Genomic DNA, 20,280 nt, shown 5'->3' with positions numbered 1-20,280 from the left:
GAGGCCGACTTCCTGGAGATGTCATGGCAGAGCGTCGAAACCACTCGGACACCGCGGGTTCGCAGCCCGTGCGGCGACGGACCCTGCTGGTGGCGGGCGCCGCGCTGCCGGTGCTGGCGGCGGGGGCGACGCCGGCCGCGGCAGCCACCTCGGTGGTCGTCGAACCGTCGAACGTGCAGCAGACGATCCTGGGCTTCGGCGGGATGAACCACACCGTCTGGACCAGTGATCTGACTGCCGCCCAGCGTGAGACGGCGTTCGGCAACGGCGCGGGCCAGCTCGGGTTCACCGTGCTGCGCATCCCCGTCCACGAGGACCGCGCCAACTGGAGCCGCGAGGTCGCCACGGCCCGGCGCGCGGTCGAGCTCGGCGCCAAGGTCATCGCGTCGCCGTGGAACCCGCCTGCGTCGATGACCGAGACCTTCTCCGGCGGTAAACGTCTGCGGTATTCCTCCTACGGCGCCTATGCGCAGCACCTGAACGACTTCGTCGCATTCATGGCGAACAACGGGGTGAACCTCTACGGCATCTCGGTCCAGAACGAACCGGACTACGCCCAGGAATGGACGGCGTGGACCCCTGCCGAGATCGTCAGGTTCCTCCGCGAGAACGCGGGCTCGATCAACGCCAGGGTCATCGCCCCCGAGTCGTTCCAATACCGCAAGAACCTCACCGACCCCATCCTCAACGACCCCGCCGCGCTGGCGAACGTGGACATCATCGGCGCGCACCTCTACGGCACCCGCCCCGCGGACCTCCCCTACCCGCTGTTCCAGCAGAAGGGCGGCGGCAAGGAGCTGTGGATGACCGAGGTCTACCACCCGAACAGCACCGACTCCGCCGACCTGTGGCCGCAGGCGCTCGACGTGGGGGAGAACATCCACCGCGCGCTGGTGGACGGCCGCTTCCAAACCTATGTGTGGTGGTACATCCGCCGCTCGTACGGCCCGATGCGCGAGGACGGCCAGATCAGCAAGCGCGGCGCCAACATGGCGCACTTCTCGAAGTGGGTGCGCCCCGGCTACTCGCGGATCACCGCGACCGCGAACCCGCAGTCGAACGTCTACATCTCGGCGTTCAAGAGCGGGGCACGGATCGTGATCGTCGCCATCAACAAGAACACGTCACCGGTGGACCACGTGTTCACCCTGCGCGACACCGGTTCGGCGACGGTCTCGACCTGGCTGACGAGCGCGACCGCGACCCTCGCGCACTACAACGACTTCACCGTGTCCAACGGGACTTTCAACGCCCAGTTGCCGGCCCGCAGCATCAGGACGTTCGTGCTGAACTGAGGCTTGTTCAAATCCCGTCGTCGAACGTGAAGAACGCCGCCGCGTCGTGAACAAAGACTGTTCGTGGACAAACCAAGATCGGCGAAGTAACCATGAACCCGGTCTCGGTGGAACGTCGGTCCGTTGCGGTGATCATCAACCTACCGACGTCAGTCCGGCAAACGGTTGCTGCTCCGGGGAATCAGCGGTTGTGCCCACCCCTGCCTGTGAAAGGGGGCGCTGAACGTTCCCCGCGCCGAGGCGACATGCCGACGATGGGGTTAGCACGATGAACGAACCACGAACACGTTTGATCTTGGCCTTCGACGGGTCCTGCGGGCAGTGCCGGCAGATCTCCCGGTTGGTCGAGCGGGCCTGCGAGGGAAAGCTCGAAGTCCGCCCCCTGGGCAACCCGGACGTTCTGCGCTGGCGGGAACAGGCCCTGGGTGCGGAGGCACCGTGGGCACCGACGCTCCTCCGGGTCGAAGGGGACGAGGTCCGCGCATGGGTGGGCCGGGCCATGGCCGTGCCGTTGGTGCGACGGCTGGGGTTGCGTTCGACGGTCCGGGTGGTCCGGGCCTTCGGACAGCTCCGCGTCTCCGCGGCACCTCCGGCCGAAGGCGCCGGCGACGTGATGGGGCGCAAGCAGTTCCTGCAACTCGGCGTCGGTGCCGCCGTGGTGGCCGGCCTGGCCGTCACCGGGCAGGTACCCGCGTTCGCCCGCAGCGGCCGGTCCAAGTCGCGGGCGTGGGTCGAGGCGAACATGCACCGGCTGCCGCGCCAGTACGCGGACTTCTCCACCTACCCGATGACCTACCGCAGGCAGATCTACCCGCACCTCCCGCCCGAGACGAAGCGGCAGCTCTGGCTGGACCACCTCAGCCAGTACCGTGCGAACGCCGCGGGACTGACCCCGGCCGGAACCGCGGTGCTGGACCGGGCGACGGCCATCGTGCGCGACGAGTGCACCTTCACCTCCGTTCCCGAACCGGGCTCGAAGTTCGACCGAACCCTGCGGGAACTGCGGCAGAAGGCCATCCGGCAGTTCGGCCGCGACGAGGCCAACGCCATGCTCATCACGCTCGGTCCCGTGCAGGACCCGGTCTCCTCCCCGGTGGAGGAGGACGACGACCTGGACGTCACCTGCTCCTGCTCGGACCAGTGCCACGACGAGTGCCCCGGTAGTGACCACTGCGAGTACCAGCTGCACAACTGCGCATTCATCACGGACTGCTGCGCGTTCTGGCTGTACGTCTGCAACGGGCTCTGCACGCGGTGATGCGCCGGGCGTGATCCGTTGCACCACCTGGCCCGTACTCCGGCGAGCGCCACTTCGCCGGAGTACGGGCCATGCGTGTGGCAGAGGAGGTACCAGGCGTTCGGCGGCTCAGAGGACTGCGGTGAAGGTGACCGTGCCGCTGACGCTGGTCAAGCCCTCAGGGGTGAGGCAGGCGGTGAGGTCGGTGGCGGGCAGGACCTTGGTCTGGACGACGGTCGCGCCTGCGAACAGTCCGTCGACCACGGTGCCGGTCAGGACGAGCACCGTGGTGCCGCCGGGCTTGAGGTTGACCTCGAAGCCACCTCGGACGGTGCTGCTCTGCCCGGTGTTCCAGTGGTAGGCCGAGGTGTGGGTGGTGGAGCCGGCCAGGCAGCTGAACGTGCCGCTGACCAGTGAGGTGAAGGTCGCTCCGGTGATCTCGGGATGGCTGGGGGACACGCAGCCGCCCAGCGTGCCGGTGGCGGTGAAGTCGATGTGCCTGGGCAGCAGCGTCATGCCGGGGGAGTAGGTGCCGACCTGGGTGCCCAGTGCGCAGTTGACGTCCACCGCGGACGCCGAAGCGGGTACGTGGAACAGCCCTGCGGCGCCGAGCAGCCCGCCGACCACGGCGACGATCGATGAACGCAGACGCATGAGGATTCCCGTTCTCCGAAAATGGTGATGAGCGAATCCAGTTTTGCGATTCGCTCATCCGCTCTCAATCGGCTGAACGGCTTGTGCTGGAACGCTGTCCGCAGGCGGGTCAGGCGAGCTGGGTGATGGTGATGTTCGCGGGGCCGCTGGTGCCGGTGACGCCTTCGGGGGTGAAGCACTGGGCCGGTGTGGTGTTGAGCAGCGCCGCGGTCATCACGACGGTGGCCCCGGTGAACCTGCCCGCGGTCACCGTGCCCTGGTAGACCACGACGACCTCGTTCGCGGGACGCAGCACCACGAGCCCGACTGCGGCCACGGTGGTGGTCTCGCCGGTGTTCCAGGTGATGGTCACGGTGATGGAAACACCGCCGCCGAAGCAGGACACCAGGCCGTTGGCCACGATCGCGTACCCGCCGGAGGTGATGGTGGGGGACCCGGTGGAGACGCAGGAACCGTAGTCGGCGCTGGAGTTGATGGCGACGACCCCGGGTTGCGCGGTGACCCCCGGCTGGTACGTGTTGGCGCCGCTGCCCGTGCAGGACAGCAGCTCGGTCGCTGCCTGGGCCGTGGACGCTGTGGCGACGAGTCCGGCTGCCATCACGACCGCGACCACGGCGCCCGTCAGGGACCGCCGCACCATTGACAACAGACCTGCTGTTTCCATCGGAGTCCTCCTCACGTCCGGGACCTGGCCCGATCACACTGTAATCCCGCAATAGGGCGCCAAATGAGCGAAAAACCGCTGGCTCTCCTCGCTGCAGGCGTGAGCGGTGGTGCCCTTTTGCGTGTTGCGTGAAATACACCCGTTCGGCGGATATCCGCATACGTCGCGGGCTCGTTGAAGGAGGGCGAATTCCGCGACGTGAGGACATGACGGATGAGAAGGCTTGGAGCCGGGGTGGCCGCCGCTGTGCTGGTGGTGGCCGGCGGTGTGCCGGCGAGTGCGGTGGACGGCACGCTGCCCGGTGGGATCGGCATCGCGGTGGACATCGAGACGCCGCTGCCCGACACGGTGATCCCCAAGGGCACCACCACGGTGGTCGGCACGGCGTCGATCGGCACCAGGACCGCGACGCCGAGGACGTCACTGGTCTACGTGCTGGACAGCTCCGGCAGCCTCAGCCAGGCCGGGTGGGACGCGGAGAAGCAGGCCGTCGCGCAGTTCCACCGGGAGGTGGCGCAGCAGCCGTACCTGGGCGTCGGCACCGTCGGCCTCGCCGCGTTCTCCACCACCGGCCGGGTCTTCTGGACCGGGCAGGCCGCCGGTCCGCAGTTCCAGAACGCGCTGGCGGCCCTGCAGTGGCAGGACGGCAGCACCAACTTCACCGCCGGTCTGAGGGCGGGCACCGAGGCCGCGAACGCGACGACGGAGCCCCGATCTCTCATGATCTTCCTGTCCGACGGCCGCGACAACCACGCCCTGGAGAACTTCGAGGGCGCGCTGTCCCAGGTGCCGGAGCGGGTGGACATCCACACCGTGGCGTTCGGTCCGGACGCCGAGTGCGGCAACGGCCCGCGCAGCCTCAAACGGATGGCGGACGCCACCGGTGGCACGTGCGTCAAAGCTTCCGAGGTGGGGGACCTGCCGGCCGTGCTGGGGACGTTGTTCCCCTCCGAGCTGCAGCGCCTGACGCTGACCGTGGACGGCGGGCCGGAGCTGCCGATCACCGACATCACCCCGGCGCTGCCCCAGCCCGGTCCGCGCCAGGTCCGCTACACCGTCGAGACCCCGCCGCTGGACGTGGGCAACCACCCGTTGTGCGTCACCGCCCACGGCACCGACCACGCGGGACGGGGGAAGGTCACCGACTGCACCAACGTGATCATCCGCGAACCCGCGCCCGGCACCACCACGGCGGTCCCGACCACCAGCGCCACCCCGACCAGTCCCGGCAGCCCGCCGCCGACGGCGGCACTGCCCGGCAACCGGCAGGTCAGCGTCATCCCGCGCGGGGGCGTGGACACGGGCGACGGCACGGCGGCACCGTGACCGCCCGCAAGCGCGCGCTCATCGCCGCCACTGCGGCCGCACTCCTGATCGCCGGCCTGCTCGCCGCCGGTCTGCTCCTGCCCTCCGGCGACGACGGTCCGGCCGCGCAACCAGCCGCGCAACCGGCTGCGGCGCAACCACCGACGACGTCCGCCGCGGCACCGGTCGAGGTGCGCATCCCCGCCCTCGGCGCCCGCTCCACCCTGATCCCGCTGGGGCTCAACCCCGACGGCACCGCCGAGGTCCCACCGCTGGACCAACCCCTCCAGGCAGGTTGGTACAAACACGGCCCCGCACCCGGCGACACCGGCCCCGCCGTTCTGCTCGGCCACGTCGACGGCCGCGGTCAGCCCGGCATCTTCCACGACCTCGCCAAGCTGAAGTCCGGTGATCGCGTCGAGGTCGTCCGCCACGACACCAGCACCGCGACCTTCGCCATCAGCCGGGTCGACCGCGTCCCCAAGGACCGCTTCCCCACCGACACCGTCTACGGCGAGACCACCACCCCGCAGCTGCGCCTGATCACCTGCGGTGGCGCCTTCGACTCGGCCACCGGCGACTACGGGGACAACGTCATCGCCTACGCCGACCTCGTGTGACCGCCGCCCGGTTCATCCGGCGGCGAGCTCGGTCAGCGGGTCGGTGTGCACCGGCGTCCACCCCAGCTCGCGCCGCGCCTTGGCCGGGGTGAGCTCCTGGTCGAGCGCGAACGCGTCGGCGATCGGGCCCATCTGCTCGCGGGCCTGCTCGATGCCGAGGGAGGCGGTCTTCCCCTCGATCCCGGCGCCGCGGGCGCAGGCCTCGGCGACCTCCTTGGCGGTCGGGTTGGTTCCGCTCACGCCGAGGTACGCCGAGCCCGCCGGAGCCGACAGCGCCGCCACGTAGAGCCGGGCGAGGTCCTCGACGTGGACGAGGGCCCAGTGGTTGCCGCCGTCGCCGATGTACGGGATCGCGCCGTTCTCCTTGCCCGGCTGGACGAAGAAGATGTCGATCAGGCGGTTGTCGCCGCCGTGGAGCAGGCCGGGGCGCACGACGACCGGCCGTCCGCCGTCAGCGGCCCTGGCCAGCACCGCGTCTTCGACGGCCTTGCGCCAGGCCACGATCGACGGGGGGTTCCACGGCGCGCTCTCGTCCTGCACGCCGTGGGTGTCGCCGTGGACCCAGCTGCCGCCGGTGTGCACGTAGGTGCCGCCGCCGACGCCGTCCTGCATCGCGGTGGCGGCCGCCAGGTCCTCCTCTCCGCTGGTGGCCTGGGCGAGGTGGACCACGGCTTCCGCCCGCGCCGCGGCGCGGGTGAGCACGCCGAGGTCGGTCAGGGCTCCTCGGACCGCGCTCGCACCGGCCGCGGCCACGGTCGCCTCGGCGCGGTCGCTGCGGGCGAGCGCCTCGACGACGTGCCCGGCGCGCACCAGCTCGCCGATCGTCGCGCGGCCGATGTAACCCGACCCACCGGTGACGAAGACCCTCATGACTGTTCCTTCCTCCGCGTTCTGCTGCTCCTCCACGGTGGCCCCGGCACCCGGGATGCGTCCAAGACCCGTTCCGCGCGCTGTGATGCCGCGTCGGCATCACCGGCCTGCGATGATGGGGCGATCGGACCGGAGGTGGTGAGCGACGTGGACTTCGACCTGCGCAGGTTGCGGTATTTCGTCGCCGTGGCAGAAGAGCTGCACTTCGGGCGGGCCGCCGCGCGGCTGCACATCGCCCAGCCCGCGCTGTCGCGCCAGATCCGCGCCCTCGAGGACGAGCTGAGGACGGCGCTGTTCGTCCGCGACCGCCGGAGCACGGTCCTCACCGCGGCGGGCGAACAGCTCCTCGCCGACGCCCGCGACCTGCTGGCAGCGGCCGAAGCCGCGCACCGCCGCGTCACGGCAGCGGCCGGGGCGAAGCCGGTGCTCACCATCGGTTTCATGCCGGGCATCGTGGTCACCCCGGCGGTGCGGGCGCTGGCCCGCCACCGGCCGGAGGTCAGCGTCCGGCTGCTGCGCACGAGCTGGCACGACCAGGTGGAGGTCGTCCACGACGGCCGCGTGGACGTCAGCATCGTCCGGTTGCCGGTCGACCAGCGCGGGCTCACCGTGCGGCCGCTGTTCACCGAACCCCGCGTCGTGATGGTGCCCGCCGGTCACCGGCTGGCAGGGAAGGAGTCCGTGTCGGTCACCGAACTCGCCGACGAGCACCTGCTGCAGGACCCCGCCGCCGTCCCGGAGTGGCGGGACATCGCCCTGGAACTGCGCAAGCGGGACCGCCCGGAGGTGCCGCGCGTGGACAGCGTCGAGGAGAAGCTGGAACTGGTCGCCGCCGGAGCGGGGATCTGCGTCATCCCCCGGTCGGCGGCGTTGTTCTACACCCGCCAGGACGTCATCGGCATCCCGGTCGAGGACATCGCGCCGAACCAGGTGTGCCTGGCCTGGCTCGCGACCCGCCGGTCACCCCTCGTCGACACCTTCGCCGACGCCGCGGTGAGCCTGGCGCCCTGATCCCGGCGAGCGCGACGGCCGAGACGCCGTGCAGCGCGGGGAAGCCGGTCGGGACACCGGTGCCCTGCCCGCTGATGGCCTCCTGGGTGCCGGAGCCGCACCCTTGCGCGAGCGTCCTGCCGGCACAGGTGACATGTGGCGCGCGATGATCCCGATGATGAACATGACGACACCGAGGACCCAGTACACCGTGCCCGAGAGCAGGCCGACGACGAGGAACGCGAGGCCCGACGCCAGGAACACGGCCAGGTGCTTGATCGGTGCTCCGGGCGTCAGGCTGAGCGCGATGATCCGTTCCGAGTTCCAGGGGTTGCCGTGATCGAGCGGTGCCCTGCGGCCGGGCGACGACGTCTTCGTGTTCGTGTCCATTGCGGTGAGCTCTTCCTCCGGAGGTGTGGTCGAGATGTGCGTGCTCATCTGCTTCCACCATGCGTGCGGGGGCGGGGAAAAGCAGGAGCGCCCGTCGGTCGAGTGGGGCGAGATCAGTTTGCCGACGCCCGGCAACGCCCATATGGTCGCGCTGGAGGCCGGCGCACATCGGGGGTCCCGATGTGCGCGAGCTCGCCGATCGGCTTCAGCTGCGCCACAACAGCGTTGTCGAGCCGGTCGGCACGGCGCGAGGTCAGGACCTCGTCGCGCGGGCCGCGTGACGGGCGGGGCCGGGTTCGAGACGGGTCGGGGGTTCCGATGACGCGGCAAGCGATCAGCATCCGCCGGGAGTGTGGCGAGGTGCCTCGATGACCCCCAAGGGCCGGCGCGGGAGCCGGAAGGCGGACCCGGACGAGCTCGGTGACGCCTGGCTGGCCGCGGTCGCCAGGGACGTGAGTGCCGCGGCGGGTGACGTGCCGGTCGAGCTGCTGGGCGACTTCCTGCCGTTGCTCGCCGACGCCGCCGCGAACGGGCGCCGGCCGCGGCGTTCGGAGCTGGAGGCGGTCGAGGCGCTCGGGCGCCGTGCCGCGGAGCTGGGGGTGTCGGCCGGTACCGCGGTGCAGCTGTACCTGTCGGCGTCCTGGCGGCTGTGGCGGGAACTCCCGGTGGTGGCCCGTTCCACCGACAGCGAGGTCGTGCGTGCCGCCGCCGAGGCGGTGATGCACGCGGTCGCCGACGCGGTGGCGATCCTCGCGGACGGGTACAACTCCGCGCGGCGCCAGATGGTCAGGCGCGAGGAGGCGTTGCGGCGGGAGCTGGTCGACGACCTGCTGCGCGGTGATGCCGACGTCGGTGGCGTCGTGGAGCGCGCGGAACCCTTCGGCCTGGACCTGACCCGGCCGCACCAGGTCGCGCTGGCCGCACCGCGGCGGCGGCTGCCGGACGCCGACGCGGCGACGAGCTCGCTGGAACGCCTCGTGCTGGACCTCCTCGGCGACCGCGACGTCCTCGTCGCGGCGAAGGACGGACTGGTGGTCGTGCTCGCACCGGGGGAGTCCGAAGCGCTGGACCTGGGCTCGCTGATGCTCGCCGAACTCGACCGGTTGCCGCGGGGCAGGCCGTGGCGGGTGGCCGTGGGCCGGGCGTACCCGGGGTCCTACGGCATCGCGCGTTCCTACGAGGAGGCGCGCGAAGCGCTGACGATGGCGGCGCGGCTGCACCTGGACACCCCGGTGATCCGGGCCGAGCAGCTGCTCGTCTACCGCGTGCTGGTGCGTGACCAGCCGGCGATCGTCGACCTGGTGAACGCCGTCCTGGGTCCGCTCCGGAAGGCCCGTGGCGGTGCGGAGCCCTTGCTGGCCACCCTGGAGACCTACTTCGCCACCGGGGACGTGGCGACCGAGACCGCTCGGCGGCTGCACCTGTCCGTGCGCGCGGTCACCTACCGGCTCGGCCGGATCAAGGCGCTGACCGGCTACGACCCCACCGACCCCGGCCACCGGTTCACCCTGCACACCAGCGTGCTGGGCGCGAGGCTGCTCGGCTGGCCGGGAGACGAGACCACCGACGGGGCCTGATCAGGTTGCCGACGGTCGGCAACCTGATCACGGACGAGTTGACCGGCCGGACGCGCTGCCGAACCCGGGGTGCGCGGGGCAGAGTTGATGTCAACCGGCCGAAGTCCTCGACGAAGGAGGTTGACGTGCGTCGTGCCATGCACAGCGTGTCGATCGTGCAGACCGCGCAACACAACCGGCTCACCGGCCACCTGCCCGCGTTGAAGGACCGGCTGGAGCGGGAAAGGGCGTTCCGGCGCGAGCAGCTCGCGGAGCTCGACGCACCGGCCCCCCTGCCCGGCGACCACGCCCTGCGCGAGGTGACCGAACAGATCACCGCCGCTGCCAGGATCGCGCTCACCGACATCGAGATCGCCCTCCTGCGCATCGACATCGGTTCCTACGGCCGCTGCCAGACCTGCCACGCGGACATCCCGTTCCGTCTGCTGGAGGCGATTCCGCAGCTGCGGCTCTGCCCGGCCTGCCGGCACGACGACACGGGCGAGCAGTCCCGTCGTGGTCGGCCGGTCAGGCGGCACCGAGCACGTTCCTCCTGGGCTCGTGGCACCACCCGGCCGAACTCATCGGTCTGCCTGACGTCCAGCGGAACCAGGTGACCGGATGACCTCCGCCGAACCGGCTCCTGTTGCACCAGAAGGGAGTGAGCGATGAACTCCGACCACTTGGGACAGCACCTCGGTCACCTCCGGCAGCGGCCGGTCGTGGTCGGCTACAACGGCAAACGGCACGCCCGCGTGGCGCTGGCGTGGGCGGCCGAGGAAGCCGCCCGGCGGCGGGTGCCGCTGGTGGTGATGAACGCCGCGAACTACCCGGGGATGACGCTCGGGCCTGCTCCCGGTCTTCTCGACCCGTCACCCCGCGGGCTGGAAGCCGACGAGGAGGTGACCGCCGCGGGTGTGGCCGAGGCGCGGGCCCTCCAGCCCCGCCTGCACGTGTCGGGCGTGACCCTGGCGACCGCGCCGGCCGACGCGTTGGCCGACGCCGCCGCGAGCGCCGGGCTGCTGGTCGTCGGCAGCCGCGGGTTCGGCCGGGCCCTGTCGGTGCTCCTCGGGTCGGTGGCCTTCTCGGTCGCGGCCCGCGCCCGCTGCCCCGTCGTCGTGGTCAGGTCCGACGGCCGCCCCCGGCCCGCCGGTGCCACACCCGAGGTGGTGGCCGGGTTCGACGGTTCGCCGGAAGCCGCCGCGGCACTGCGCTTCGCCGCGGACCACGCCGCCGCGACGTCGAGCGGGCTGCTGATCGTCACCGCCACGGGCGGGGACGTGTCCGCGGGCGACGGCTCCGACCGGCGGCTCCTCGCCGCGCGGAACATCGCGGAGGAGGGGCGCGAAGCGGTCGGCCGGGCACATCCGCACCTCGACGTCGTCACCGCCGTCGAAGACGGTCCCGCCGAGCGCGTGCTGGTGACCGCTTCTGCGGCGGCGCGGCTGGTCGTCATCGGTACCCGTGGGCGCGGCGCGTGGCGCGGGATGCTGCTCGGTTCGGTCAGCCAGCAGGTCGTCGACGGCGCTCGCTGCCCGGTCGCGGTGATCGGCGCCGACCCGCCGGTGGTCGACCTCGTCGAGGTGTGGGGCCGCGACTCGTTCCCGGCCAGCGACCCACCGGCGAACTGGTAGGGCCGCGGACTCAGCCCTGTGCGGCGCCGAGCAGCCTGGCGCGGACCTCCGCGATGTCGGCGCGGTGCCCGACGATGAGGAGCTGGTCGCCGGAGCGCGTCAGCTCGTGACCCTCCGGTTTCATGACGGTCTGCTCGCCCCGCACGATGGCGACCAGCGTCGCCGAGGCGTGGCCGTCCAGCCCCAGCTCGCTGACCGACAGGGACCGGGCCTCCGGCTCCACGGTCAGCCAGTCGATCGCCACCGCGCCGAACACGGCGGGTGCGTCGTGGTTGCCACCGGCCGGTTCGAAGTAGACACCGGCGAGCACGGCACCGAGCGTCCGCGCCTGGAGCTCGTCGAGCTGCACGGCACTGCTGGCCGCCTCCGCGTCCTCTTCGAACGTGTAGAGGTGACGCGTGCCGTTGTTCTGCACGACGACAGCGACTCGGCCACCGCTCGTGCAGCCGATCTCGAACAGCTTGCCCAGCCCTGGCAAGTCACGCCTGCGCACCGGGACGTCCATGACTCGACATTGGCACAGGCTCTGGTACCGGGCAACACGCGCTCACAGCGGATGCGCACCCGTCTGGGACCCAGTACGGTCGGGAGCGTCCGCCGCCTGCGGAAGGAGTTGCCGTGACCGTGCGAAGCGGAGGCGCGGCACCACCTGACGACGGCGAGACCCGTGCCGAGCCGGCTGCCGACTGGCAGGGGTGGACGGCCTGCGCCGCCGCGGCCGCGGGGTTCGTGCTGTGCCTGCTCGGCTGGCTGGCCGGAGGCGGCGGGTTCTCCGCCCCCTGGGCCCCGAGCCTGAATCTGCGGCTGAGCTTCACCTTCGACGGTCTCAGCGCCCTGTACGGGTTGCTGGCCACCGGTGTCGGCGCCCTCGTCTTCGCTTACGGCACGCGCTACCTGACCCTGCACCTGGAGCACCAACGCCGATCGGTGGTGGAGCGGTGGCGGTTCTGGCCGTGGATGCTGCTGTTCGCCGTGTCCATGGTGGGCCTGGCGACCGCTCAGGACCTCGTGCTGGTGTTCGTGTTCTTCGACCTGACGGCGGTGTGCTCGTACTTCCTCATCGGGTTCGACCGGGCTGATCGCGAAGCGCGGACCTCGGCGTTGATGGCGTTGCTCGTCACCGTGATCGCGGCCGTGGCGATGCTCGTGGCCGCGGTGCTGCTCTACGCGCGGCACGGCACGTTCTCCATCCCGGAGTTGCTGGCGCACAACGACTCCTCGACGACCACCGCCGTCGCGGGCGCGTTGCTGGCGGTGGCAGCGCTGGCCAAGAGCGCCCAGGTCCCGCTGCACTTCTGGCTGCCCAGGGCGATGGCGGCGCCCACCCCGGTGTCGGCCTACCTGCACTCGGCGGCGATGGTCGCGGCCGGTGTGCTGGTGATCGGCCGGGTGCACCCGCTGCTGGCCCGCACCGAGGCCGTGCTGACCGGCCTGCTGGTCGTCGGGGCGACGTCGGTGGTCGTGGGAGGGGTGCTGGCACTGCGGCGTGACCGGCTCAAGCAGGTGCTCGCGTACTCCACGATCTCGCAGTACGGCTACGTGGTCATGATGTACGGCATCGGGGGAGCCGCGGGCAACGGCGCCGCGGCGTTCTACGTGCTGGCGCACGGCGTGGCCAAGAGCGCTCTGTTCATGACCGCGGGCGCGGTCACCACGGCCACCGGCGAGGACCGGCTGTCCAGGCTGGGCGGCCTCGGCCGCCGCATGCCCGTGCTCGCCGTCGCGGCCGGAGCCGCGTCGGCAACGCTGGCCGCGCTGCCGCTGACAGTCGGGTTCTTCAAGGACGAGCTGTTCTTCACCGCGGCGTTGGAGCACGGACCGATGACCGCCGCGCTGGCCGTTCTCGCCGCGGTGCTGACGTTCGCCTACATCGGCCGGTTCTGGACGGCGCTGTTCCTCGGGCCCCGGCGCGGCGAGGTGGTCACCTCCTCCGGACTGCTCGTCACCCCCGTCGCGATCTTGGCCGTGATCGCGGTGATCGGTGGCGTGGTGGTGGAACCGTTCGCGCGGCTGGCGGAGGACGCGGCAGGGGTCTCTGCCGGAGAACAGGTCGCCCTGTCCCCGGCCTACCACCTCGACGCGCGCCCGGAGAACCTGATGGCGCTCGCCGCGTGGGGGTTGGGCGGGCTGCTGCTGGCCCTGCCGCGGGTCACGGGCCGGGTGTCGCTGGCCGTGGCTGCGGCGGGGGAGCGGTGGGGACCGAGACGGGCCTACGAGGCGGCGCTGCACGGGCTGGACCGGCTGTCGTCCGTGCTGCACGACCGCGAGGTGCGGGACCTGCGCACCAGCATCGCCGCGGTGCTCGTTCCGGCCGGTGTGCTGATCGGACTGGCGTTCGCGGCCACCCCCACCGCGGGCGCGTACGTCGTCGGCCCGGTCGCGGGGGTCGACTGGGTGATCTTGCCGCTGCTCGGGCTGGTCGTCGTCACGACCGCGGTCATCGCCAGGTCCCGTTCCCGGATCGCCGTGGCGCTGGCCCTGTCCGTGGTCGGCTTCGCACTGGCGGCGCAGTACGCGTTGCTCGGCGCCCCGGACGTCGCGCTGGTCGCCGTCGTGGTCGAGACCATGCTGACCCTGGTCTTCGTCGCGGCACTGGCCAGGATGCCCGACGCCCACCCGGTGCGGGACCCGGCCGTCCCGCTGCGCAGGCGACGCCGGCGCGACGCACTCGCGGGTGCCGTCGCAGGGCTCGCCGTCTTCGTGTCGGTGTGGGGCTTCCTGTCCCAGCCGGCGCCGGACAGCGTGTCCGCGGAGCACATCCGGCTCACACCGGACGCGCACGGCGGCGACGTCGTCACGGTGATCGTGGCCGACTTCCGCGGCTTGGACACCCTGGTGGAGATCACGGTCCTGCTCGCGGCGGTGGTCGGCGTGGCCACCCTGATCCGGCGCGGGCGGCTGTGGTGAGCCCCGGTGACGACGACGACACCCCGGACTCCGTGGTCCGGGTGGTCGCCCGGCGGCTGCCCGGCCCCAGCGTCGTGGTCGCGGCCGCGCTGATCGTCAAGGGCTACGCCGAGGTGGGTGACGGCTTCGCCGCCGGGGTGATCGTGGCGCTCGCGATCTCGCTGGTCTACGTGGCCCTCGGGGCCGAGGCGGCGGAGTCCGCGCTGCCGTTGCTGCGCCACGCGCCGAAGCTCGCCGTGGGTGGTCTGCTCCTCGCTCTCGCCAGCGGGTTCTTCCCCCTCGCGCTCGGCCGGCCGCCGGTGTCGCACCGCCCCGGCCCAGGAGAACACGTCGTCAAGATCGGCGCACTGGAGCTGTTCACCCCGCTGCTGTTCGACATCGGGGTGTTCCTGCTGGTCGTCGGTGTGCTGACGATCCTGGTGCACCACCTGGCCCGGCCGAGAGGGGAGCGCACGCGGTGATCCTCGCCTTCGCCCTCACCGCCGCCGTCCTGTTCGGTTCCGGCGCCTACCTGCTGCTCAAACGGGACCTCATCCGCATGGTGGCGGGCATCATGCTGATCTCGCAGTGCGCCGTCGTCACGCTGCTCGCGTCGAGCCTGAGCCGAGGTCAGGCGGCGATCGCGGTGCGGCCCGGTGACCTGGTGAGCGATCCGCTGCCCCAGGCGCTCGCGCTGACCGCCCTGGTCATCGGCCTGGCAACGGTGGCGATGCTGTTCGCCCTGGTGCACCGGGCCATCGTGGTCTTCCGGACCACCGAGCAGGACGAACTGGCCGCGACCGAGTCCGAGCACGACGCCGGGCTGGAAGCGGAACGGCGGGCCGAACGCGAGGAGGTCGAGAACGGACCCGACGAGGAGTGGGAGCCGCACACCGAGGACGGGCTGGTCCGCTGATGCTGATGTCGGTCGCGCTCCTCGTGCCGTGGGTGTCGGGTGTCCTGCTCGTCGCGTTCGACGGGCGCCGGCGCGTGGTGACCTGGCTTGCCGTCGTGTCGCTCCTGGTGACGCTCGCCGTGCTGGGCGTCCTCGCCGTCGAGGTGTTCACCGGGGGCGGCAGCGAGGTCGTCACCGGTGGCTGGGCGCCCGGCGTCGGCATCGTGCTGCGCGCGGACGCACTGGGCGTCGCGTTCGCGTGGCTCTCGGTGCTCGTGCTGCTGGCCGGCGCGGCGCACGAGGCGATCGGCCGGGTGCGGTCACGGACCTTCCCCGGTCTGGTCGTGCTGCTCGCCGCCGGGCTGACCGGTCTGTTCGTCACGGCCGACGTGTTCACCTTCTACGTCTTCTTCGAACTGGCCATGACCGCGTCGTACGCGCTCAGCGCCTACGGGGGCAAACGGCGCCAGCTGCGGGCCGCGCTGGTGTTCACCGCGGTGAACCTCCTGGGCTCGTTCATCTTCCTGCTGTCCGTGGCCGGTGCGTACCGGGTGACCGGAACCCTCGCGATGGACCAGGTCGCCCAGCGCATGCTGACTGTGAACCCCAACGCCGCGATCCTCATCGCGGCCGGGTTCTTCATCGCGTTCAGCGTGAAGCTGGGCCTGTTCCCGTTCCACTTCTGGCTGCCGACCGTCTACGCCGGCTCCCGGCCGGCCGTCGCGGCCATCCTCAGCGGTGCGGTGGCGAACATCGGCGCCTACGGCCTCCTGCGCTTCGGCGCCGGGATCTTCCCGGAACAGCTGCGGCTGACGGGAGTGGCGCTCGCCGTCCTGGGTGCCGTGTCGATCGTCTACGGCGGGGTGCTGGCCATCGGTCGCGGCGACACCGCCGAGATGCTGGCCTACTCCGCGATCGGACAGGTGGGGTACGTGCTCGTCGCCCTGGGGGTGGGCGGACCGGTCGGGCTGACCGCCGCGGTGCTCTACAGCGTGGTCAACTCGCTGAACAAGGCGTTGCTGTTCCTGGCCTCCGGGACGCGCGGGCCGCTGGTCGCTGCCGCGTTCGCGATCGGGGCCCTCAGCGTGGCGGGGGTGCCGCCCACAGCGGGGTTCGTCGGCAAGCTCGAACTGTTCCGCACCGGGGTCGTGGCCGGCAGCGTCGCGCTCGTCGTGCTCCTCGTGGCCGGCAGCGTGCTCTCGCTGGTGTACCTGTTCCAGGTCTACCAACGCCGCTTCTGGCGCGAAGGCCCGCCGCTGGCCGGTGCGCGCAGCCCGTTGCCGCAGCGGCTGATCACCGCCGTGCTGGCCCTGCTCGTGCTGGCCACCGGCCTGTGGCCGGAACCGCTGCTCGCGCTCAGCGGTCAGGCGGTCGACGCCCTGCTGGCCGGTGCCCCGGGATGACGAGGGAGGTAGGGATGCTCGCACTGCTGGTCCGTGTCGTCGTGCTCACCACGATCTACCTGCTGGTGCTGACGAGCCTGCATCCGGGGGACGTCGCCACCGGCCTGGTGCTCTCGACCCTGGTGGTGGTGGCAGCCGCCAGGGTGAGCTCGTCGCAGTCGGCGCCGAGCTCGTCGTTGCCGCGCAGGCTGGCCGGTGTGCCGGCGCTGATCGGAGGGACGGTCGTGGACCTGGCGAAGGGCACGTGGGACACCGTGCGGTGCCTCGTCGGGCGAGGTCTGCCGCACGGTGGCCTCGTCGAGGTGCCGATACCGCCCAGCGGGCCGTCCGCGGCGGCGGCCTGGGGGATCAGGGTCGGGTTCGTGCCGGACACCGTCGTCGTCGAGATCGACGAGCGGAAGGGGACGATGTTGTTGCACGTGCTCGACGCGCGTGATCCCGATGCCGTGATCGCCGCGCAGACCGACTCCTACGAGCGGCGCCAGCGCCGCGTGTTCCCCTGACCGCCCATGCCTGCCTTCGTCATCGTCCCCGCCCTCATCTGGGTGACACTGCTGCTGGTCGCCGGCGGCCTGGTGCTGGCCCGCGCCCGTGACGTGCTCCAGCGGATCGTCGCACTCGACCTCCTGGCGGTGGTCGTCATCGCGTTGCTGGCCCTGCTGAGCTTCGTGAGGGACCAGCCGTACTACCTCGACGCCGCGGTGGCGCTCGCCCTGATGTCCTTCGTCGCCACCGTGGCCACGGCTCGGTACCTCGACAGGGGAGGGCCGTTCGGATGATCTCGGTCGTGCTCGACGTGGTCGGCGGTGTGCTGTTGCTGCTCGGTCTGGTGCTGCTCACGATCAGCCTCGTCGGCGTCCTGCGGCTGCCCGGCACCTACGGCCAGCTGCACGCCCAGGGGTTGGCCACCGGTCCCGGTGTGATCGCGATCCTCGCGTCCTCGGTCGCGACCGAGGACGCCGCGACGATCACCTTCGCCGTGCTCGCGATCGTGTTCATCGCGCTGACCTCGCCCGTGTCCAGCCACGCGATTGCCCGCGCGGCCCACCGCCGTGGTCAGCGGCGGGGCGAGGAGGGCGAGCAGGGGGACTAGGGCCTGCGTCGAGGTAGGTCAGAGCCGTTCGTTGATCGCAGGTCTCGAGGTCGAAGGCCTTGCTCGTCGTCTTCGGCGTTCCGCGGGACGTCACCGTGATCGACACGCGTGGTCGCCCGTGGACCGGCTGAAGTCCGCCATCTGCGCGTGTAGGGTCCGTGTAGGTCATTTCCGTGTAATCCAGGGATTCATCTCCCGGAAGAAACGGAAATTGCGCGATGTTACTCAGAATCAGCAGCGCGGTCGCCGGCGTCACCGCCACCGTCGCCGCGCTGGTGCTCGTGCCCACCACCGCCCAGGCCGCCGCTCCCGCACTCGAGCTGCCGTTCATCTGCGGCACCTCGTGGGTGGGCAACTCCGGTGCCAGCAGCGCGCACCGCAACAACGAGATCGACTGGAACATGTCCGGCACCTCGGGCAACGAGGACCTCGGTGAGCCCGTGCTCGCCGCGGCGGCGGGCACCGTGAGCGCGGAGGGTGGCGAGACCTCCGCCTACGGCAACTACCTGGAGATCGACCACGGCGGCGGCTATTCGACGCTGTACGCGCACCTCGACAAGAAGTCGGTGCACGACGGCGACACCGTGCGGCAGGGCCAGGTGATCGGCACGGTCGGCAACACCGACGGCAACACCTCGGGCCTGTCCGCCCACCTGCACTTCGAGTTCCGCAACCGGGGAAGCGGCCAGAGCTATCCCGACTACATCCGGCCGGCCTCGTTCCACGGCGACCCGTTCGACTACGCCGGCGGCACCGAGACGTACGTCAGCCAGAACTGCGGCACGGTCAACCGCGCGGCCAAGAGCGTCAACGGCGACAGGTACGACGACGCGGTCGGCATCGACCCCTCCGGCAACGCGTGGCTCTACAAGGGCAGGGCGGGCGGGGGCTTCGACGCCGCTGTCCAGATCGGTACCGGCTGGAACGACTTCTCGCGCATCGCCGTGAACGACTCCAACGCCGACGGCTGGGCCGACCTGTTCGCAATCCGCGACGGCTCGCTGCACTACTGGAACAACCGGGGCGACGGCACGTTCGCCGTGGCCCGCGTGATCGGCCCCGGCTGGAACGCCTACGAGTACGTGTCCTTCGTGGACATCAACGGGGACAACAAGACCGACGTCCTCGCCCGCGACGGCGGCAAGATGTACGTCTACACCGGACAGGGCAGTGGCGCGTTCTCCGCGCGGTCGCTGCTCGGCGAGGGCTGGTCGGGCTACGCCCGGCACACGGGCGGTGACGCCGACGCGGACGGCGACGGCGACATCTGGGCGACCAACGGCTCGGGCGAGCTCTTCTTCTGGCGCAAGGACTCCGGCGGCTACGCGACGGGCGAGCAGGTCGGCAGCGGCTGGAACGGCTTCCGCCAGGTCGTGTCGATGGACGTCAACGGCGACGCGAAGGCCGACCTCGTGGCCATCCGCACGTCGGACAACACGCTCTGGCAGTGGCTGGGCGGCGGCGCGGGCAGGTTCGGCAGGGCGACGCAGATCGGCCACGGCTGGTCCGGCTTCGACCTGGCGGTGAACTGACGTGCGCATCCTGCCCGGACTCCTGGCCACGGCCGCCGCTCTGACCTGTTTCGCCCTGCCCGCTCAGGCCGCCGGTGACATCGACCTGTGCGTGTCCAACGGCCGCACCGCCGGGTTCACCGGTGAGAAGCTGGTCGTCGCGGTGGCGGTCGGCATGGCGGAGTCCCGGTGCGACCCGCTCGCCCGGTACGTGAACAGCGACAGCCACAGCTCGGTCGACCGCGGCCTCTGGCAGATCAACGACTACTGGCACCCCGAGGTCAGCGACTCCTGCGCCTACAACGCCGCGTGCAACGCGCGGGAGGCATACCGGATCTCCGACCAGGGCACGGACTGGACGCCGTGGTCGACCTACAAGTCCGGCCGCTACAAGGAGTTCGTGGACGACGCCCGCGCGGCCATCGGCTCTCCACCGGCGCCAGTGCTTGCGTCCAAGAGCGTGAACGGCGACAAGTACGACGACGCGCTGGGGGTGGACCCGAACGGCAACGCGTGGATCTACAAGGGCCGTGCCGGCGGCGGGTTCGCGGCCGGCGTGCAACTCGGCGTGGGCTGGGGGAAGTTCACCCGGATCGGCATCGGCGACTCGAACGCCGACGGCTGGGCGGACCTGTGGGCCATCAGCGACGGCACGCTCTACTACTGGAACAACCGCGGCGACGGCACCTTCGCCGCGGCGGCGACCGTCGGCACCGGCTGGGCGTCCATGGAGAACGTCGCGTTCGGCGACGTGAACGGCGACAACCGAACCGACATCCTGGCCCGCGACGGCGGCAAGATGTACCTCTACGTCGGCCGCGGCAACGGCAGGTTCGCCGAGCGCGACCTCGTGGGTGCGGGCTGGGCTTCGCTGTTCCGGCACACCGCCGCGGACGCCGACGGGGACGGTGACGGCGACATCTGGGCGACCGACACCGCCGGTGAGCTGTTCTTCTGGAAGCGCAGCGGCGCCGACTTCGCCACCGCGGTGCAGGTCGGGCAGGGCTGGAACGCGTTCCGGCAGATGACGTCGATGGACGTCAACGGCGACGGCAAAGCCGACCTCGTGGCCATCCGCACGTCGGACAACACGCTCTGGCAGTGGATCGGCACCGGGACCGGCGGGTTCGGCGTCGGCACGCAGATCGGGCACGGCTGGACCGGCTGGGACCTGGCGGCGAACTGACGGCGTGAGGCCGGCACCCCTCGCGGGGGCCGGCCTCACGCCGTGCCCGCGGCACCTGGTCGACAGGGCCGAACCGGCGCAGGCCGGCCAA

Annotated in this window: 22 protein-coding genes; 17 read left to right on the top strand and 5 right to left on the bottom strand. The window is 71.3% G+C overall.

Annotated features, from left to right (window positions below; genetic code table 11):
* The first annotated feature begins 23 nt into the window (after positions 1-23).
* Entirely contained in the window at positions 24-1,295 is a 1,272-nt protein-coding gene (gene xynC, locus ACZ7CD_RS20095; protein WP_470379456.1) for a glucuronoarabinoxylan endo-1,4-beta-xylanase XynC, read from the top strand.
* A 268-nt stretch (positions 1,296-1,563) separates the two neighbouring features.
* A complete protein-coding gene (locus ACZ7CD_RS20090) occupies positions 1,564-2,553 on the top strand; it encodes a bacteriocin fulvocin C-related protein (RefSeq protein WP_470379455.1) in 990 nt (329 codons plus the stop codon).
* Positions 2,554-2,661: 108 nt separating this feature from the next.
* On the opposite strand, the gene ACZ7CD_RS20085 is transcribed toward ACZ7CD_RS20090, so the two are convergent.
* Positions 2,662-3,186: a hypothetical protein gene (locus ACZ7CD_RS20085; protein ID WP_360393415.1), complete on the bottom strand. Its 525-nt coding sequence runs from the start codon at positions 3,184-3,186 to the stop codon at positions 2,662-2,664.
* 109 nt (positions 3,187-3,295) lie between these two features.
* On the bottom strand, positions 3,296-3,850 hold the full coding sequence (locus ACZ7CD_RS20080; protein ID WP_360393418.1) for a hypothetical protein: 555 nt from the start codon (positions 3,848-3,850) through the stop codon (positions 3,296-3,298).
* Between the two features lie 213 nt (positions 3,851-4,063).
* Between ACZ7CD_RS20080 and ACZ7CD_RS20075 the strand changes: the two genes are divergently transcribed.
* Together ACZ7CD_RS20075 and ACZ7CD_RS20070 are read left to right on the top strand one after the other, a co-directional pair.
* Positions 4,064-5,176 (top strand): vWA domain-containing protein, encoded by a 1,113-nt coding sequence (locus tag ACZ7CD_RS20075; RefSeq protein ID WP_470372362.1) that lies wholly within the window; start codon positions 4,064-4,066, stop codon positions 5,174-5,176.
* Positions 5,173-5,775 carry a class F sortase gene (locus ACZ7CD_RS20070; protein WP_360393424.1) on the top strand — a complete coding sequence of 201 codons (603 nt, stop codon included), beginning with the start codon at positions 5,173-5,175 and terminating at the stop codon, positions 5,773-5,775. Before ACZ7CD_RS20075 ends, ACZ7CD_RS20070 begins: the two co-directional genes overlap by 4 nt.
* A gap of 12 nt (positions 5,776-5,787) precedes the next feature.
* Here ACZ7CD_RS20070 and ACZ7CD_RS20065 read toward each other — a convergent pair whose 3' ends face one another.
* Complete coding sequence (locus ACZ7CD_RS20065; RefSeq protein ID WP_470379454.1) at positions 5,788-6,645, bottom strand: NAD-dependent epimerase/dehydratase family protein; 858 nt, start codon at positions 6,643-6,645, stop codon at positions 5,788-5,790.
* Between the two features lie 138 nt (positions 6,646-6,783).
* Between ACZ7CD_RS20065 and ACZ7CD_RS20060 the strand changes: the two genes are divergently transcribed.
* Positions 6,784-7,656 (top strand): LysR family transcriptional regulator, encoded by an 873-nt coding sequence (locus ACZ7CD_RS20060; protein ID WP_470379453.1) that lies wholly within the window; start codon positions 6,784-6,786, stop codon positions 7,654-7,656.
* On the opposite strand, the gene ACZ7CD_RS20055 is transcribed toward ACZ7CD_RS20060, so the two are convergent.
* Entirely contained in the window at positions 7,606-8,073 is a 468-nt protein-coding gene (locus ACZ7CD_RS20055) for a hypothetical protein (protein ID WP_470379452.1), read from the bottom strand. The two genes, ACZ7CD_RS20060 and ACZ7CD_RS20055, sit on opposite strands and share 51 nt — an antisense overlap.
* 320 nt (positions 8,074-8,393) lie before the next feature.
* Here ACZ7CD_RS20055 and ACZ7CD_RS20050 point away from each other — a divergent pair, with 320 nt between their 5' ends.
* The 3 genes from ACZ7CD_RS20050 (at position 8,394) to ACZ7CD_RS20040 (ending at position 11,215) form a co-directional block, all read left to right on the top strand.
* Positions 8,394-9,602, top strand: coding sequence for a PucR family transcriptional regulator (locus tag ACZ7CD_RS20050; protein WP_470379451.1), 1,209 nt, complete (start codon positions 8,394-8,396; stop codon positions 9,600-9,602).
* Between the two features lie 125 nt (positions 9,603-9,727).
* Positions 9,728-10,198, top strand: coding sequence for a TraR/DksA family transcriptional regulator (locus ACZ7CD_RS20045; RefSeq protein WP_360393439.1), 471 nt, complete (start codon positions 9,728-9,730; stop codon positions 10,196-10,198).
* A 51-nt stretch (positions 10,199-10,249) separates the two neighbouring features.
* Complete coding sequence (locus tag ACZ7CD_RS20040) at positions 10,250-11,215, top strand: universal stress protein (RefSeq protein ID WP_470379450.1); 966 nt, start codon at positions 10,250-10,252, stop codon at positions 11,213-11,215.
* A 10-nt stretch (positions 11,216-11,225) separates the two neighbouring features.
* Here ACZ7CD_RS20040 and ACZ7CD_RS20035 read toward each other — a convergent pair whose 3' ends face one another.
* A complete protein-coding gene (locus ACZ7CD_RS20035; protein WP_360393443.1) occupies positions 11,226-11,720 on the bottom strand; it encodes a cation:proton antiporter regulatory subunit in 495 nt (164 codons plus the stop codon).
* A 113-nt stretch (positions 11,721-11,833) separates the two neighbouring features.
* Here ACZ7CD_RS20035 and mbhE point away from each other — a divergent pair, with 113 nt between their 5' ends.
* The 9 genes from mbhE (at position 11,834) to ACZ7CD_RS19990 (ending at position 20,189) form a co-directional block, all read left to right on the top strand.
* The gene (mbhE, locus tag ACZ7CD_RS20030) at positions 11,834-14,122 is read left to right on the top strand and encodes a hydrogen gas-evolving membrane-bound hydrogenase subunit E (protein ID WP_458431586.1); all 2,289 of its coding nucleotides are present in this window, start codon (positions 11,834-11,836) and stop codon (positions 14,120-14,122) included.
* On the top strand, positions 14,119-14,583 hold the full coding sequence (locus tag ACZ7CD_RS20025; RefSeq protein ID WP_360393448.1) for an MnhB domain-containing protein: 465 nt from the start codon (positions 14,119-14,121) through the stop codon (positions 14,581-14,583). Before mbhE ends, ACZ7CD_RS20025 begins: the two co-directional genes overlap by 4 nt.
* Positions 14,580-15,017, top strand: coding sequence for a sodium:proton antiporter (locus tag ACZ7CD_RS20020; protein WP_470372353.1), 438 nt, complete (start codon positions 14,580-14,582; stop codon positions 15,015-15,017). The genes ACZ7CD_RS20025 and ACZ7CD_RS20020 overlap by 4 nt, the downstream gene beginning before the upstream one ends.
* A 5-nt stretch (positions 15,018-15,022) precedes the next feature.
* Positions 15,023-16,399, top strand: coding sequence for a complex I subunit 5 family protein (locus ACZ7CD_RS20015; RefSeq protein ID WP_470372352.1), 1,377 nt, complete (start codon positions 15,023-15,025; stop codon positions 16,397-16,399).
* A 14-nt stretch (positions 16,400-16,413) separates the two neighbouring features.
* Positions 16,414-16,902, top strand: coding sequence for a Na+/H+ antiporter subunit E (locus ACZ7CD_RS20010; protein ID WP_470379449.1), 489 nt, complete (start codon positions 16,414-16,416; stop codon positions 16,900-16,902).
* Between the two features lie 6 nt (positions 16,903-16,908).
* Complete coding sequence (locus tag ACZ7CD_RS20005; protein WP_360393459.1) at positions 16,909-17,178, top strand: MrpF/PhaF family protein; 270 nt, start codon at positions 16,909-16,911, stop codon at positions 17,176-17,178.
* Positions 17,175-17,492, top strand: coding sequence for a monovalent cation/H(+) antiporter subunit G (gene mnhG, locus ACZ7CD_RS20000; protein WP_470379448.1), 318 nt, complete (start codon positions 17,175-17,177; stop codon positions 17,490-17,492). Before ACZ7CD_RS20005 ends, mnhG begins: the two co-directional genes overlap by 4 nt.
* 218 nt (positions 17,493-17,710) lie before the next feature.
* On the top strand, positions 17,711-19,024 hold the full coding sequence (locus ACZ7CD_RS19995; RefSeq protein WP_360393464.1) for a VCBS repeat domain-containing M23 family metallopeptidase: 1,314 nt from the start codon (positions 17,711-17,713) through the stop codon (positions 19,022-19,024).
* 1 nt (position 19,025) lies between these two features.
* On the top strand, positions 19,026-20,189 hold the full coding sequence (locus ACZ7CD_RS19990) for an FG-GAP-like repeat-containing protein (RefSeq protein ID WP_470379447.1): 1,164 nt from the start codon (positions 19,026-19,028) through the stop codon (positions 20,187-20,189).
* Positions 20,190-20,280 lie beyond the last annotated feature (91 nt).

The sequence above is a fragment of the Lentzea sp. NPDC036949 genome, from assembly GCF_055608075.1.
Note: the sequence above shows the minus strand (reverse complement) of the source record. Positions and strands in the feature narration are given on the sequence as shown.

What these genes read in the sequence shown, in the direction of transcription:
- ACZ7CD_RS20005 (WP_360393459.1), top strand. Translation starts at nt 16,909, where the DNA reads ATGCCTGCCTTCGTCATCGTCCCCGCCCTCATCTGGGTGACACTGCTG.
- ACZ7CD_RS20040 (WP_470379450.1), top strand. Translation starts at nt 10,250, where the DNA reads ATGAACTCCGACCACTTGGGACAGCACCTCGGTCACCTCCGGCAGCGG.
- ACZ7CD_RS20015 (WP_470372352.1), top strand. Translation starts at nt 15,023, where the DNA reads ATGTCGGTCGCGCTCCTCGTGCCGTGGGTGTCGGGTGTCCTGCTCGTC.
- ACZ7CD_RS20090 (WP_470379455.1), top strand. Translation starts at nt 1,564, where the DNA reads ATGAACGAACCACGAACACGTTTGATCTTGGCCTTCGACGGGTCCTGC.
- ACZ7CD_RS20055 (WP_470379452.1), bottom strand. Translation starts at nt 8,073, where the DNA reads ATGAGCACGCACATCTCGACCACACCTCCGGAGGAAGAGCTCACCGCA.
- ACZ7CD_RS20010 (WP_470379449.1), top strand. Translation starts at nt 16,414, where the DNA reads ATGCTCGCACTGCTGGTCCGTGTCGTCGTGCTCACCACGATCTACCTG.
- ACZ7CD_RS19995 (WP_360393464.1), top strand. Translation starts at nt 17,711, where the DNA reads ATGTTACTCAGAATCAGCAGCGCGGTCGCCGGCGTCACCGCCACCGTC.
- mnhG (WP_470379448.1), top strand. Translation starts at nt 17,175, where the DNA reads ATGATCTCGGTCGTGCTCGACGTGGTCGGCGGTGTGCTGTTGCTGCTC.
- ACZ7CD_RS20050 (WP_470379451.1), top strand. Translation starts at nt 8,394, where the DNA reads ATGACCCCCAAGGGCCGGCGCGGGAGCCGGAAGGCGGACCCGGACGAG.
- xynC (WP_470379456.1), top strand. Translation starts at nt 24, where the DNA reads ATGGCAGAGCGTCGAAACCACTCGGACACCGCGGGTTCGCAGCCCGTG.
- ACZ7CD_RS20080 (WP_360393418.1), bottom strand. Translation starts at nt 3,850, where the DNA reads ATGGAAACAGCAGGTCTGTTGTCAATGGTGCGGCGGTCCCTGACGGGC.
- ACZ7CD_RS20075 (WP_470372362.1), top strand. Translation starts at nt 4,064, where the DNA reads ATGAGAAGGCTTGGAGCCGGGGTGGCCGCCGCTGTGCTGGTGGTGGCC.
- ACZ7CD_RS20035 (WP_360393443.1), bottom strand. Translation starts at nt 11,720, where the DNA reads ATGGACGTCCCGGTGCGCAGGCGTGACTTGCCAGGGCTGGGCAAGCTG.
- ACZ7CD_RS20065 (WP_470379454.1), bottom strand. Translation starts at nt 6,645, where the DNA reads ATGAGGGTCTTCGTCACCGGTGGGTCGGGTTACATCGGCCGCGCGACG.
- ACZ7CD_RS20085 (WP_360393415.1), bottom strand. Translation starts at nt 3,186, where the DNA reads ATGCGTCTGCGTTCATCGATCGTCGCCGTGGTCGGCGGGCTGCTCGGC.